Here is a 13,436-nt window from a genome sequence, read left to right as displayed (position 1 = left end):
TGGGCGGCGGGCCCGGACCGCCACCACTCACCAACCTGCCATTTCCCCCCGGGAACATGCCTGCGCACGCCTGGCAGGGCGCGATCAGTTGAGGTTCGTGTGTGGTGGCGGTCCGGCCCAACGGGCCGACCGCACGCTGAACATCACCAACTCCGGCTGTGGTACTAGGTGATGACGGCCTTAGTGAGCCGCGAGCCCTTCAGTAGAGTCCACCGCCCTCAGTCGCCGCGCATCGAGCGCGGCGCTGATGATTCGAATCGCTTCCGTGGTCTGTGCTTGCCACTTGCTGGGCATGGTCCGGTACTCGGTGATACTGTGTAGTGGTACTGCGTAGCACGGAGTACTAGGCGGGTGAGGAGGATCCACGGTGGACGACCTGACGGAGATGCTGAAGGGCACGCTGGAGGGCTGTGTGCTTGAGATCATCGGCAGCGAGGAGACCTACGGGTACGCCATCACGCGCCGGCTGAACGAACTCGGGTTCGCCGATGTCGTCGAGGGGACCGTTTACACGATCTTGGTGCGGCTGGAGAAGAACGGGGTCGTCCAGGTGACGAAACGACCGTCCGGGCTGGGGCCGCCGCGCAAGTTCTATGCGCTCAACGACGCGGGGCGCGAAGAACTCGCGACGTTCTGGGCGAAATGGGAGTACGTCACGGCACGGATCGACAAGCTCAAGGAGGGCGGGAGATGAACTTCTGGGAGACCATCACCGGCAGCGATCTCACCAGGGAATGGAAGGCGTTCGAGGCCCGGGCCGAGGCATTGCCTGCCGATTACCGGGCGGCGTGGGAGGAGATCAAGGGTCATCTTTCGCCTTACTCGGACTTCACCGGCCGAAACCTGATGCCGATCCTCGATGGCGCTCTGGGGCTGCTCGAAGAGACGGCGGCCGATGGGCAGAGCATCTATCAGGTGGTGGGTGACGACATCGAAGGTTTCAGCGCGGCGCTGGCCGGTGGAGAAGGGGCTCGGAACTATCGCGATCGGTGGCGCCAGCAGTTGAACAGGAACGTCGCAAGGAAACTGGACCGGCTAGGAGGCTGACGTGGGCATCCAGGACATCATCGAGGGCAAGAAGCAGTGGCGGGCGCACCTGGCGCGGGTCAAGGCACTCCCGCCGGACTACCAGATCGTCTACAAGGAGATTCAGAGGTACGTCTTCAAGGTCGGACCGATCGACTTGCTTGACGGGCCCCTGCTCCCAGGGATCGTCGATTTCTTCGAGGAAGGCGTCGCGGCCGGCAAGGGAGTCCTGCAACTCATCGGCAACGACGTCGCTGCCTTCTGCGACGGCCTGCTCAAGGATTCGCGCACGTACGCGGACATCTACCAGGAGTCCATCAACGGGTTGAGGACAGATCCTGGCCGGTACTCCGACTAGCGTCTGATCCACCAACCACCCGATGCAGGAGGAGCCACCATGCCTGTCAAGGCGATCCCCAATGGCTACACGGCTGTCACGCCGTGGATCATCTCGAAGGACACTGACGCCTTGATGGACTACCTGGCTCGTGCTTTCGGTGCCGAGGAGCTCTTCCGCCTCGCCGACGAGAACGGCGTCATCGGCCACGCCGAGATGAGGATCGGCGACGCGATCGTGATGATGTTCGACGGCCGCCCGGACTGGCCGTCGACGCCGGCTTTCCTGCGCCTGTACGTCGAGGACGCGCACGCCGTGCATCGCCAGGCGGTCGAGGCGGGCGGGACGTCGATCACCGAGGTGACCCACCTCGCCTTCGGTGACCTGATCGGCCGGGTGCGCGACCCATTGGGCAACGTCTACTGGATCATGACGCGGATCGAAGACCTCACCGAGGACGAGCTGGCCGCGCGCTACACCGACCCCGAGTTCACCAAGGCGATGGAGTACGTCCAGAGCGCCGACTTCTTCGCCAACCAGAGTTCCTAGCCAAGTAGCCGCAACGCGGTCAGTACATAGGCCTTCGCTGCGACCACCAGCTCATCGACGCCGACGGACTCGTCGGCCCGGTGGGCTTGGTTGATGACAGACCCAGGTCCGAGTACCACCACCGGTACGCCGAGATCTCGCGCCACGAAGCCGCCGTCGCACGCAGCAGTCCAGCCGCCGAGCGGCAGGCCGGGCCCGCCCGCGTCGGCCAGGGCGGCATCGGTCACCGTGACCAGGTCCGCGTCGGCAGAAGTCAGGAACGCGGGCATCTCCATCGGCATCTCCAGCTCCACCGACAGCCCGCGATCCTCCAACTCGAGTGCCGCGACCCGCGCTCGCAGATCGTCGAGAACTCCCTCAGGTGACTCACCTGGCAGCAGCCGCCGGTCGGCAACGAGAACGCACTCGGCCGGCACGATCGAACCACCGGTACCACCCTGGATCTGGCCGACGCTCCAGGTCGCCGCACCGAGCAACGGATGCGGCGACTCGGCGAGCTCCGCATGCAGACGCTCGATCTCGGCCACGACAGCGGCCGCACCGTAGATCGCATTGGCGCCATCGGCGGGGTTACCCGCATGGCAGGCCTTCCCATGGATCGCGACACGGAGGTACGAGTCGCCACGCGCTCCGATGATGGTCTGCAGATCCGTCGGCTCGGCCGTGATGCACCCGAGCCACGAGTCGCCCGCCGTCTCGACGTACGCGCGGACGCCCTTGCCGGTCTCTTCCTCATCCATCAGCGCGGCCAACTCGACCGGGCCACTCAGCTCGGCGCCACGCAGGGCGGCCAGAGCAGCGAGCCCGGCGGCGAGTCCGCCTTTCATGTCCGAGGCGCCACGGCCGTAGATGCGGCCGTCGACGTGTTCGCCGCCGAACGGATCCCTCGTCCAGCCGTCGCCGATCGGTACGACGTCAGTGTGGCCGAGGATGAGCAGCCCGGGTCCGTTGCCACCGGCAAGGGTGACGCTGACGTTGTCTCGCCCGGGCTCGACCCGGGTCGCGACGACATCCAGGTCGAGCTCGATCGCGGCCGCACTCAACGCAGCGACCGTCGCGGCCTCCTCACCCGGCGGGTTCTGACCGGTCGCCTGTAGGAGCCTCTGGGTGATCCGGATGAGGAGGTCCGAGTCGACGCGATCAAGGACAGCTTGTTCGGCGGGAGTGATCATGACCCCAGTTTGGCAACAGCGCGCCGCAAGGGACTAGCTCACTGGGAGTGCAGGCTGAACTCGGTGGGTCCGAAGGAGACGTTGTAGCGGACATCGATCGTGAGCCCGTCGCCATCGGGGCGGCAGGTGAAGGTGGCTGCGTAGGGCGTCTCGAGATACCGGAAGGTCGCCACGAAGGCGTCGCCGTCGGCGTGCGCGCTGGTCACCAGCCGTTGCTGCGGATCAGTGAGCTCGTCACGGACTTCCTGCCAACCGCCGGGCGCGCAGACAACGTCCTGCTTGCTGCCGGCCGGCACAGTCGCGTCGTAGTTCTCACCACCGATTTCGAAGCTGAAGGTCCCGGTACCGTCCGGGTCCAGCTTCACCGCGGTGAGCGAGGCCAAGTTGCTGTCGAACCGGTACGTCTTGCCGTCGCCCTTGGCCACCGGACCTGCCGGCGGCGCGATCTCGAGCTTCGCCGGGCGCGCGGTCCCGTCGCCCTGCTTGCCCTGCAGCGCGGGCAGCAGATGCGCCCAGACGATGTCCGTGACGGCTTGCATATCAGGTGAGGCGCTCGTGACGATCAACGCGGCATCGTGCTCGGGGAAGATCAGGCAGAACTGGCCGAAGGCGCCGTCGCCGCGATAAGCGTTGTTTCGCGCACGCCAGAACTGGTAGCCGTAACCCTCCTGCCAGTCCGGGTTGTCCTGGTTGGAGTTGTCGACCTGTTTCTTCGTCGCCTCGTCGATCCAGGCCGCCGGGATCACCTGCTTCCCCTCCCAGGACCCGCGCTGCAACAGCAACTGCCCGAACCGCGCCAGCGAGTCGGTCGACAGGCTGAGACCCCAGCCGCCCTTGGTGATGCCCTCCCGTGAGATCTCCCAGATCGCCTCGGTCGCGCCGAGCGGCTCGAACAGCCGCGGGCGCAAGTAGTCGAGCAGCGTCTCGCCGGTCACCTTCTGCAGGATGGCCGACAGCATGTACGTCGCGCCCGTGTTGTAGACGAAGGGAGCGCCTGGCTCGTGCGCCACCTCGAGGCTGAGGAAGTTGCGGGCCATCCGCTGGTCGCGGCCCAGGGCCTCGATGGTGTCCTGCGCGTGCCCGGTCGTCATCGTGAGCAGGTGGCGGAGCTTCATCGCGGCCAGGTTGTCGCTGATCTTCCCGGGCCGCTCGTCCGCGCCGAAGAAGGACACCACCGGGTCGTCGATCGAGAGCTTGCCCGCCTCGACGAGCAGGCCGATCCCCATCGAGGTGAAGCTCTTCGACACCGAGAACAGCAGGTGCCGGTCCGCGATCCGGTACGGCGCCCACTCCTCCTCGAGCACGACCTGGCCGTGGCGCACCAGGATCACCGTCTGGAGCTCCTGGTCGGAGGCGTCCAGCGCGGCGACGAAGGCCTCCAGCGCGGCGGCGGATAGGCCCTGGGATTCTGGGGTACTCCGTGGAAGGGTGCTCACCCCGAGCACGTTATCCCCTGGAACGGACAATAAGCACAGTGATTTCACGCGCTGCCGTGATCCTCAATCCGATCAAGATCCCCGACGGGTTTCGCAGTACGGTCGACGCCGCGCTGACCGAGCGCGGGTTCACCGGGACCGTGTGGCTGGAGACGACCGAGGAGGACCCCGGCTCGACGATGGCCAAGAAGGCGGCCGCCGAGGGCGTCGATCTCGTCGTGGTCGCCGGCGGCGACGGAACCGTCCGCGTGGTCTGCGCCGAGCTGGCCGGGAGCGGCATCCCAATCGCAGTACTTCCGGCCGGTACCGGCAATCTGCTGGCCCGCAACCTGGGCATCTCCCTCGATCTCGAAGCCGCCTTGGCCGAGCTGCTCGACGGCAGGGAGCAGCGGATCGACAGCGTGAAGATCCAGGGCGACCAGCTCGACAGCGACCGCTTCGTGGTGATGGCCGGCCTCGGGCTGGACGCCGCGATCATCGCCGACGCCCCCGACGGCCTGAAGAAACACGTCGGCTGGGCGGCGTACGTCGTCTCGACCCTGAGGAACCTCAACCACCCCTTCGTCCGCGTCGAGATCACCATCGACGACCTACCCCCGGTACGCCGCCGCGCGCGAACCGTGGTGATCGGCAACGTCGGCACCTTGCAGGCGAACATCCCGCTGCTCCCGGACGCGAAACCCGACGACGGCCTGATCGACCTGGTCGTCCTGGCCCCTCGCCGGGTCAGCCACTGGCCTCGCCTGGCCTTGAGCCTGGTCCTCAAGAGGATGCAGGAAGGCCGCCACATCGAGCGCTTCACCGGCCACACCATCCAGGTGAAAGCCGCCACGACCGTCCGCCGCCAACTCGACGGCGACGAGATCTCCACCGGCCACATCCTCACCGCCACTGTCGACCCCGAAGCCCTGCTGGTCCGCATCCCCTAGTTTGGCTCCGTGCAAAGAATCCTGGACCGACTGGTCGACGAAGGCGCTGCCGGAGTACTGCTGCACTATCGCGACGAGCAGGGGGAGTGGCGCGGCTCCAGCGGGGTGGCCGACCTGGAGTCGCGGTGTCCGATCGATCCGGACGGCTGGTTCAGGATCGGCAGCGTCACCAAGACCTTCACCGCCGCGGTGGTCCTGTCGCTGGTGGCCGATGGGCTCGTGGAGCTCTAGCACACCTGCGAGCACTGGCTGCCTGGTCTCGTACCGTCCGGTGACGGCATCACTGTGCGGCAGTTGCTCAACCACACAAGCGGGCTCTACAACTACACCGAGGATCTCCCGGACCCGGCCGGCATCGTGCGCGGCCGGTTCGACCACTGGGAGCCGCACCGGGCGCTGGCGGCGGCTTTTGCTCACGAGCCGCTCTTCGCTCCGGGCAGCTGCCCGAGCCGCACGCGCACGGCTACCTGCCCGCTGACGGTCGGCTCGTGGATCTGGCCGAGCTCAACCCCTCGCAGGCCTGGGCGGCCGGCGAACTCGTCTCCACTGCCGCCGACCTGAACAAGTTCTTCGCCGCCCTGCTGACCGGCGAGCTGCTTCCGCCGGCCCAACTCGAGGCGATGCTGACCACGGTCGGCGACTACGGCCTCGGGATAGCCCGGCGGGAGCTGGCCGACGGCACGGTCGTCTGGGGACACAACGGCGGGATCTTCGGCTATCTCACCAGCAGTTTCCACAGCCGCGACGCCGGCCGTCAGTGCACGATGTCGCGCACGACCGCCGACGCCGCGTCGCCCGAAGGGGACGACCTCGTCGCCGAGATCTTTCTGTCAGGGCTGCACTAATACTGCGACCGTGCGGGCTGGGACGGTTGCCGTCCCCGTTGCGGCGGTCCAGGTGGTTTGTTTGACGGTCGAGTCCGAGCCGGCGGCCTGGACGGGGGAGAGGGACAGGTTGGCGCCGGCGAGCCCTGGGACCTGCTGGGTGACAGCAGAGCCAGTGGTGTTGAAAACGACGACCAGGCCCTTCAGCGCCGGGTCGACGTTCGGGCCGAGGGTGTCGTCGATGCGCATCACGACGACGCCGGGCTTGGCTGCCGGAGTACCGCTGAGTGGGTACGAGAGTTTCTGGTTGATCAGGTCGGCAGAGCCCAGACGGAACAGCGGTGTCGAGAAGCGGAGCTTCAGGAGGTCGGCCGCGGCCGCGCTCGCCATGGTCACGTCGGCCTGGGAAGGCTTCAGCGCCGGGTTGGCCAGCAACGGCTTCATGAACGGCCACTTGGCTTCGTTGTCGGTCTTGGGTGGCAGACCGTGACCGAAGCCGTTGTCGGCGCCGGTCCAGTCGAGCGTGTTGAACCAGTCGCCCGAGTCGTAGGAGTTGCGGTCGAGCGACTTGCTGCGCAGCAGGTCGGCGCCCGCGTGCCAGAACGACGGCGTCTGGGCGAGCGCGGTGGTTGCCAGCGACAACGTGTTCATCCGGACCCGGTCGGCCATCGGCAGCGTCGCGGGCAGCTTGAAGGTCAGCGAGTCCCACAACGTTTCGTTGTCATGGGCATCGACATAGCTGATCACCTCGACCGGCTGATCGGCGTACCCGGCGGGTGCACCGTTGTAGTCCACCCCATCACCCCGTACGACGGCTCCGCTGTCCGCCGACCGGAAGGTGAACGATCGCAGGTTGCCCGCCAGCCCGAGCTGGACCAGGTCGGTGTCATGCGCGAGCCGCTTCGCCTGATCGGCCGGCGTTCCGTTGATCGGAGCACCGTTCGGGTCGCTCGCCGCACCGGACCCGAAGCCCTGCACTCGCGGGTCGTTGCCGAACGGGCCGCCGCCGCGGACCGCGTCACGCATCCTGTCGGAGAAGGTCCCGATCCCCGTACCACCGAGGTTGCCCTGCGTCGCCTGGACGAAGAGCGCGTTGTTCGCCACCTCGCCGAAGTTCCAGCCTTCGCCATACAGGTAGATCTTCTTGCCGTCGACCCCGTCCTTGGCGAGCGTCAGCTCATCCAGAGCGGCCCGCACCTTGAGTAGATTCGCCTTGCTGTGATGACCCATCAGGTCGAAGCGGAAACCGTCGACGCGATAGTTGCGCGCCCACGAAACCGTGCTGTCCACCATGATCTTCTCGGCCATCGCGTGCTCGGTGGCGATGTTGCTGCAACAGGTCGACGTCTCCACGCCGCCCGTCTTGTTCAGCCGCTGGTAGTACCCGGGGACGACCTTGTCGAGCACCGACGTCGGCGCCTGGCCAGCTGCGGGCGTGTGGTTGTAGACCTGATCCAGAACCACCCGCAGGCCGGACTTGTGCAGCCCGCCGACCATCGTCCGGAACTCCGCGACCCGCGCCAGCCCGTCCTTGGAGGTCGCGTACGACCCCTCCGGCGCGAGCCAGTGGTACGGGTCGTAACCCCAGTTGAAGCCGTCCTTCGCCGCGACAGCGGAAACGCAAGCCTGCTGCTGCTCGGAGTCCGCCGGGAAGGACTTGAGGTCACACGCCGGCTGCTGCTGACCGGTCTCGGGGATCGAGGCGATATCGAACGTCGGCAACAGGTGCACCGTGTTCAGCCCCGCCTGCGCCAGCGACCGCAGATGCTTGGTCCCGTTCCCCTCGTCCGCGAACGCCAGGTAGGTCCCGCGATGGGCCGCCGGCACCGAGGGGTCGTTGATCGAGAAGTCCCGCACGTGCAGTTCGTAGATCGTCGAGTCGACCGCCCGCGCGAGCTTCGGCGACGGTGTCTGCGACCACAGTTGCGGTTTACCAGCGGCCGCTTCGAGATTCACCGCCACCGAGTACGCCGAATCGGTGCTGAGCGCGAGCGAGTACGGGTCGGTGACGACGTTGGTCTCCACCTTGCCGGTGCTCGGCGCGTAGACCTGCACCTCGAACCGGTACAGGGCGTTCTCCCAGCTCCGCCGCCCGTCCGCCGACCACGAGCCGTCGTTGTTGCGCTGCATCGCGATCCGCTGCGATCCGAGCAGCAGCGTCACGTTCTGCGCGGTCGGCGCCCACAGGTCGAACCGGGGAGTCCCGCCACGCCACGTCACGCCGTACGAGCGACCGGCCGCGGCGCCGTACACGTCATCCAGTACTCCGGGAATCTGCACCCCGGTCGCGTCGAGCAACCGCCCGGCGTCGTCGTACTGCGCGAGCCCGAGCTGCCCGGTGAGGATCTTCTTCGCATCACCACGATCCAGCCTCAGCGCCACATACCCGGCGAGCGCGGGGAACTTGGCCAGCACCTTCGGCGGGATGCCGTTGGGATCGACGCGGAGCCCGGCCGACGTACCACCGATGTCGTCGGCGTCGATCGCGAGCGACCCGGTCGGCGACCAGTGCAGCCGCCAGCGCGACCGCTCGGGATGCGCGACCGCCGGTACCGCGAGCAGGTCCTTGCCGAGCCAGTACGCCTTGGCCTGCTTGAGATCCGGCTGGGCGCCCGGCTTGGACGTCGTCACCGTGAGCACGTGGGTCGCGAGGACGTACGAGAACGTGACGACGAGTCCGTCACCGGGAACGGTGATCGGGATGTTGCCGCCGGTCGGGCTGCCGCCCGCGCCGTAGCTCTCGTCCCACGACAGGCCGTGTGCGACTTTCGCCTCATAGCTGCCTGCTCCGATCTTGCTCGTCGACCAGGTGAACGTGCCGTCGCCATCCTGGTCGGTCAGCCAGGGGCGCATGCAGTCGGGTGACCAGTCGGCCGGGCAACCGAGCTCCGACTGGAACGAGCCCGGCACGGTGACGATCGGCCCTTGCGCGTTCGAGGTGACGAAATGCCGTCCGTGTTCGTAGTAGAAGGTGACCGGCGTGGCCGGCGCGGTGTAGGAGATGTTGGCGCCGTTGAGGATGCCGCCGGCACCATAATTCTCGTCCCAGGCCTTGTTGATCGCAGCCTTGTACGCATGCTCGCCGGCCGGGATCGTGTAGGTGCCCTTCCAGACCTGGTCCTTCGGGTTCAGCGTCAGCTGCGCCTGGTCGCAGTCGGGCGACCAGTCCGCCGGGCAGCCCATCTCGCTGTTGTGGTCGCCTGGCACGCTGACGTTGGCCGGCTGGGTGACCGGGTCCTCGCCACCGCCTCCGCCACCAGGGGGAGCCGGGGCGTCACCGACGATCCCGTACGACCCGGAGACCGAGTAGTTGCCAGAAGCATCCTTCAGCACCGCGCGGTACTCGAGCAGCGTCCCCTTCGGCAATCCGCTGACATCGTGGAACACCCGGTACGGCGCGTTGTCGTCCGAGCCGAGGCGCTGCCAATTCGTAGTACCGACTGGGCGGTAGCCGAAGGTGACGGTGACCGGCGTGTTCTCCGGTACGGCCGCTGCGATCTCAGCGCGGCCGCCGACGGCTGCGCCCGGCTCCGGGGAGCTCATGTAGACCGGGGGAGCCGCATGGCGGCGCGGTAGTTGCTCCGTCGCCCTATAGACCAGAACGGACAGCGGCGGCACGGTGACGACGACCCGGCCCTCTTCGTCGGCTCGGAGCTGCTTTCCGCCGCCGTAGATCCACCTGAACCGGCCGTCCTTCATGTACGTCGGAACGGGCGCCGTCTTCGCCGTCGTCGCGTTGTTCGCGACCACCAGGTACTCCGTGTTGTCCGTCCCGAACCGGCTGAAGGCGTAGAGCCCGTCGGCGTTGGACGAGTAGCGGTGCACCTGGGTGCCGTCGGCAAGCGCTGGGTACTGCGCCCGCAGCTTCTGCAGCGCCGCGATGTGCTTGTACATCGGCGCGTTGGTGTTGAAGCTGTCCTTGCTGCCGATCGTCGTCGTACCGGTGCCGTCGACGACCTCGTCGTCGGCGTAGTCGGCGGTCTGCGTCGCGAACATGTCCTGCCGCGCGTCCTTGTCGCCGCCCGGTCCGGTGAAGCCCTGCTCGTCGCCGTAGTAGACCACCGGCTGGCCACGGGTCAGGAACATCAGCGAGTGGGCCAGCTGGTCCCTGGCGAGCAGCTCGCTGCCGTTGGCGCCGTCCTGCTTGAGGAAGGTGCCGACGCGGCCCATGTCGTGGTTGCCGAGGAAGGTCGGCAGTTGGTAGGCGTTCGAGTCGGTGTCGGTGTAGTAGTCGTCGTCCGCGTAGAAGTCGCGCAGCTTGGTGCTCGGGTCGCCCTTGGCGAAGGAGACCGCGCTCTGCTGGAACCCGAAGTCGAGCGTCGCCTGCAGGGCGCCGCTGGTGGTGTAGGTGGACATGAACCTCGGGTTGGCGTCGGCCACCTCGCCGAACATGAAGAAGTCCTTGCTGCCCTTGGCCTTCGCGGCCGCCAGGATCGCGGGCGAGAACTTCTGCCAGAACTCCAGGTTGACGTGCTTGACGGTGTCGATCCGGAAGCCGTCGATGCCGAACTCGGCCCAGGTCTTGTAGACGTCGATCAGGCCGTCGCGGACCTTCGGCTGCTCGGTGAACAGGTCGTCCAGCCCGATGAAGTCGCCGTACTCGGAGGATTCGCCGGCGAAGGTCGAGTCGCCCCGGTTGTGGTAGAGCGTCGGGTCGTTCAGCCAGGCCGGCACCTTGACCGTCGTATCGGCCGGGTTCTTGAAGATCGGCACGTTGGGGAACGACGTCTGCGCGTCCAGCGGCGGGAACGTGTCGCCACCGGCGTACTGCTTGTCGTCGAAGACGTTGCCCTGGGCATCCTTGTACGGCGAGGTCGACTTCGGGATGTAGCCGTACTGGCCGGACTGGTAGGCGATCACGTCCGCGGTGTGGTTGGTGATGACGTCGAAGAAGACCTTCATCCCCTTCTTGTGCGCCAGCGTGATCAGCTGCTGCATATCCGCGTTGGTGCCCAGGTGCGGGTCGATCTGGGTGAAGTCGGTGATCCAGTAGCCGTGGTACCCGGAGCTCGCGTTGACGCCCTCGCCCTGGACCGGCCGGTTCTTGAACGACGGGGTCAGCCAGATGGACGTCGTACCGAGGGACTTGATGTAGTCGAGTTTCTGCATCACGCCGGCCAGGTCGCCACCGTGGTAGAAGCCCTTGTCGGCCGGGTCGAGGCCGGTGGCCAGCCGGTCACCGGTGAGGCCGCCGGCGTCGTTGGCCTTGTTGCCGTTCGCGAACCGGTCGGCCATCAGGAAGTAGAAGCGTTCCTTGGTCAGGTCCTGGCGCAGGCTCGGCGAGGCGAGCGCCTTGTCGGCCGCGGTGACCCCTGCTCCAGCCAGGTCCACCGGCTTCACCGAGACGACATGGCTCGTGTCGTCGTAGCTGAACTGGACCTTGGCAGGCCCCTCCAGCCGCAGCGGGATGTTGGCGCCGTTCAGCACGCCTCCGGCACCGTAGTTCTCGTCCCAGCCGCCGTTGACGGTCACCTTGTACTCGTAGCTGCCCGCCGGCACGTCGAAGATCCGCCCGTACTGCGAACCGCCGCCGTGCACCAGCTCGCTCTGCGCACACGAGGGCGACCAGTCGGCCGGGCACCCCACCTCGCTCTGCAGGGATCCGGCGACCGTGATCACCCGATCCGCGGCTACTCGGGCCGGCGCCGGTGTCGCAGTACCGAGACCGAGCGCGATCACAGCCGTGGCCGCGACAACAGCGGTCACCCGAGCATGGGCATGGCGCAACGTGAACATCCGGAACCCCTCCCAAGACAGAACAATCTGCCCGGACGCTAACCCGCCCTCCACCACGAAGGAAGACCCAGAAGGTCGCGGTCAGGTGACGGGAGTCCAGAGCGCCGAGACCGGCAAGGCCGCGATATTCGGCCCGAACCGCGTCGCCTCAGGCGCTGTATGCAGCAACACCCCGAAATGAAACCGGTCGCCGAGCCGGTCAGCCAGGTACCGGAGCCCCCGAAGATCAGTGCTGGACGGTGTGCTCGTCGCCTTGACCTCGATCCCCACCACCCGACCGTCCGGATGCTCGAGAACCAGATCCACCTCAGCGCCGTCACGGTCGCGAAAGTGCCACAAGGACGGCGTCTCGGTCGACCAGGTCAGCTGCTTGCGGATCTCGTTGGCAACGAATGTCTCCAGCAGTTGCCCGAAAGGCCCACCGATTCGATCGGTCGTCGAACTGGAGGCGCGGATCAGGTGGGCAGCGAGCCCGGTGTCGGTCATCACCAGCTTCGGTCGCCTGATCACCTTCTTGCTCAGGTTGGTCGACCAGGCGGGGATTCGTTCGATCAGGAAAGCCTGCGCCAGCACTGCGAGATACCCGTCGACAGTCCGGCCGGGAAGCCCCAAGTCGTTGGCGACGGCGCTGACATTCAGTTCGTTGCCGGTTCGGGTCGCACACAGTTGCAACAGTTTGGGGATCTCGGCGAGATGCTCGACAGCGGAGATGTCCCGGATCACCGACTGGGTGATGGTTGTCAGATAACTCTTGAACCAGTGAGTGCGTCGTTGCTGCGAGCGGTTGATGATCTCTGGGTAACCGCCGGTGACGATTCGGTCGACGATCTGCTGTCGTGAGGTCGCGCCGTTCCGGACCAGTTCCACCGGCGACTCGAACAAGACGTCGACGAAGGTGTCCCTGACACCGTCAAGTTCTCCTTGCGAGAAAGGCCACAGGTCGATCGTCTCCACGCGGCCGACCAGCGAGGCGGCCATGTCCGGAGCGGACAAAAGCCGCGATGAGCCCGTGAGGACGAAACGTCCCGGCCGCCGGTCTCGATCGACCGCCGCCTTGATGGCCCGAAAGAGCCGTGGCTCCAGTTGCGCCTCGTCGATGACGAAGGTGTCGACGGGACGGCTGACGAAGTTCCGGATGTCTTGCCGGGCAGCCTCGAGGATCGGCTCGTCATCCAGCGACACGAAATCGTGTGAGCCCGGATACTCGATCCGCTGTGTCAGGGTTGTCTTGCCGGCCTGCCGAGGGCCGTTGATGACGACCACCGGAGTGTCGGTCAGCGCTGCCTGCACGATTGCGGCAGCACTTCGGTTGAGTAGCGTCATGCGACAGATCTTACCGCGAATCCGTCGGTAGCGCTGTTGCGAATCTGTCGGATCTTCTGTTGCGGATCCGTCGGGATCGGTGCTGCGGATTTGTCGAACCGCTC

The 13,436-nt window shown here is 66.7% G+C and carries 10 protein-coding genes and 1 pseudogene; 7 read left to right on the top strand and 4 right to left on the bottom strand.

Annotation, left to right across the window (positions count from 1 at the left end):
- Positions 1-367: 367 nt before the first annotated feature.
- Genes G3I17_RS34400 through G3I17_RS34385 form a run of 4 tightly spaced genes read left to right on the top strand, consistent with a single transcriptional unit; the run spans position 368 to position 1,912 of the window.
- Positions 368-694, top strand: coding sequence for a PadR family transcriptional regulator (locus G3I17_RS34400; RefSeq protein WP_164602581.1), 327 nt, complete (start codon positions 368-370; stop codon positions 692-694).
- Positions 691-1,047 (top strand): DUF1048 domain-containing protein, encoded by a 357-nt coding sequence (locus G3I17_RS34395; protein ID WP_164602579.1) that lies wholly within the window; start codon positions 691-693, stop codon positions 1,045-1,047. Before G3I17_RS34400 ends, G3I17_RS34395 begins: the two co-directional genes overlap by 4 nt.
- Position 1,048: 1 nt before the next feature.
- Complete coding sequence (locus tag G3I17_RS34390) at positions 1,049-1,384, top strand: DUF1048 domain-containing protein (protein ID WP_164602577.1); 336 nt, start codon at positions 1,049-1,051, stop codon at positions 1,382-1,384.
- Positions 1,385-1,423: 39 nt separating this feature from the next.
- Positions 1,424-1,912, top strand: coding sequence for a VOC family protein (locus G3I17_RS34385; RefSeq protein WP_164602575.1), 489 nt, complete (start codon positions 1,424-1,426; stop codon positions 1,910-1,912).
- On the opposite strand, the gene G3I17_RS34380 is transcribed toward G3I17_RS34385, so the two are convergent.
- Both G3I17_RS34380 and G3I17_RS34375 read right to left on the bottom strand, forming a co-directional pair.
- A complete protein-coding gene (locus G3I17_RS34380) occupies positions 1,909-3,084 on the bottom strand; it encodes a M20 family metallopeptidase (RefSeq protein WP_164602573.1) in 1,176 nt (391 codons plus the stop codon). The genes G3I17_RS34385 and G3I17_RS34380 overlap by 4 nt on opposite strands.
- A gap of 38 nt (positions 3,085-3,122) precedes the next feature.
- Positions 3,123-4,520 carry a serine hydrolase gene (locus G3I17_RS34375; RefSeq protein ID WP_203591160.1) on the bottom strand — a complete coding sequence of 466 codons (1,398 nt, stop codon included), beginning with the start codon at positions 4,518-4,520 and terminating at the stop codon, positions 3,123-3,125.
- A 38-nt stretch (positions 4,521-4,558) separates the two neighbouring features.
- Here G3I17_RS34375 and G3I17_RS34370 point away from each other — a divergent pair, with 38 nt between their 5' ends.
- The 3 genes and pseudogenes from G3I17_RS34370 to G3I17_RS34355 all read left to right on the top strand — a co-directional run bounded on the left by G3I17_RS34370 (position 4,559) and on the right by G3I17_RS34355 (position 6,294).
- On the top strand, positions 4,559-5,449 hold the full coding sequence (locus tag G3I17_RS34370) for a diacylglycerol kinase family protein (RefSeq protein ID WP_164602569.1): 891 nt from the start codon (positions 4,559-4,561) through the stop codon (positions 5,447-5,449).
- Between the two features lie 9 nt (positions 5,450-5,458).
- A pseudogene (locus tag G3I17_RS41310) lies at positions 5,459-6,010 on the top strand (serine hydrolase domain-containing protein).
- On the top strand, positions 5,938-6,294 hold the full coding sequence (locus tag G3I17_RS34355; RefSeq protein ID WP_203591159.1) for a hypothetical protein: 357 nt from the start codon (positions 5,938-5,940) through the stop codon (positions 6,292-6,294). Before G3I17_RS41310 ends, G3I17_RS34355 begins: the two are co-directional and overlap by 73 nt.
- Here the strand turns inward: G3I17_RS34355 and pulA are convergent.
- Together pulA and G3I17_RS34345 are read right to left on the bottom strand one after the other, a co-directional pair.
- Positions 6,280-12,009 carry a pullulanase-type alpha-1,6-glucosidase gene (pulA, locus tag G3I17_RS34350; RefSeq protein ID WP_164602564.1) on the bottom strand — a complete coding sequence of 1,910 codons (5,730 nt, stop codon included), beginning with the start codon at positions 12,007-12,009 and terminating at the stop codon, positions 6,280-6,282. The genes G3I17_RS34355 and pulA overlap by 15 nt on opposite strands.
- Before the next feature lie 81 nt (positions 12,010-12,090).
- Positions 12,091-13,332, bottom strand: a complete 1,242-nt coding sequence (locus tag G3I17_RS34345; protein ID WP_164602562.1) for an ATP-binding protein — start codon at positions 13,330-13,332, stop codon at positions 12,091-12,093.
- Positions 13,333-13,436 lie beyond the last annotated feature (104 nt).

Origin of the sequence: Streptomyces sp. SID13031, assembly GCF_010548305.1 — a bacterium.
Lineage (GTDB): Bacteria > Actinomycetota > Actinomycetes > Propionibacteriales > Kribbellaceae > Kribbella.
Note: the sequence above shows the minus strand (reverse complement) of the source record. Positions and strands in the feature narration are given on the sequence as shown.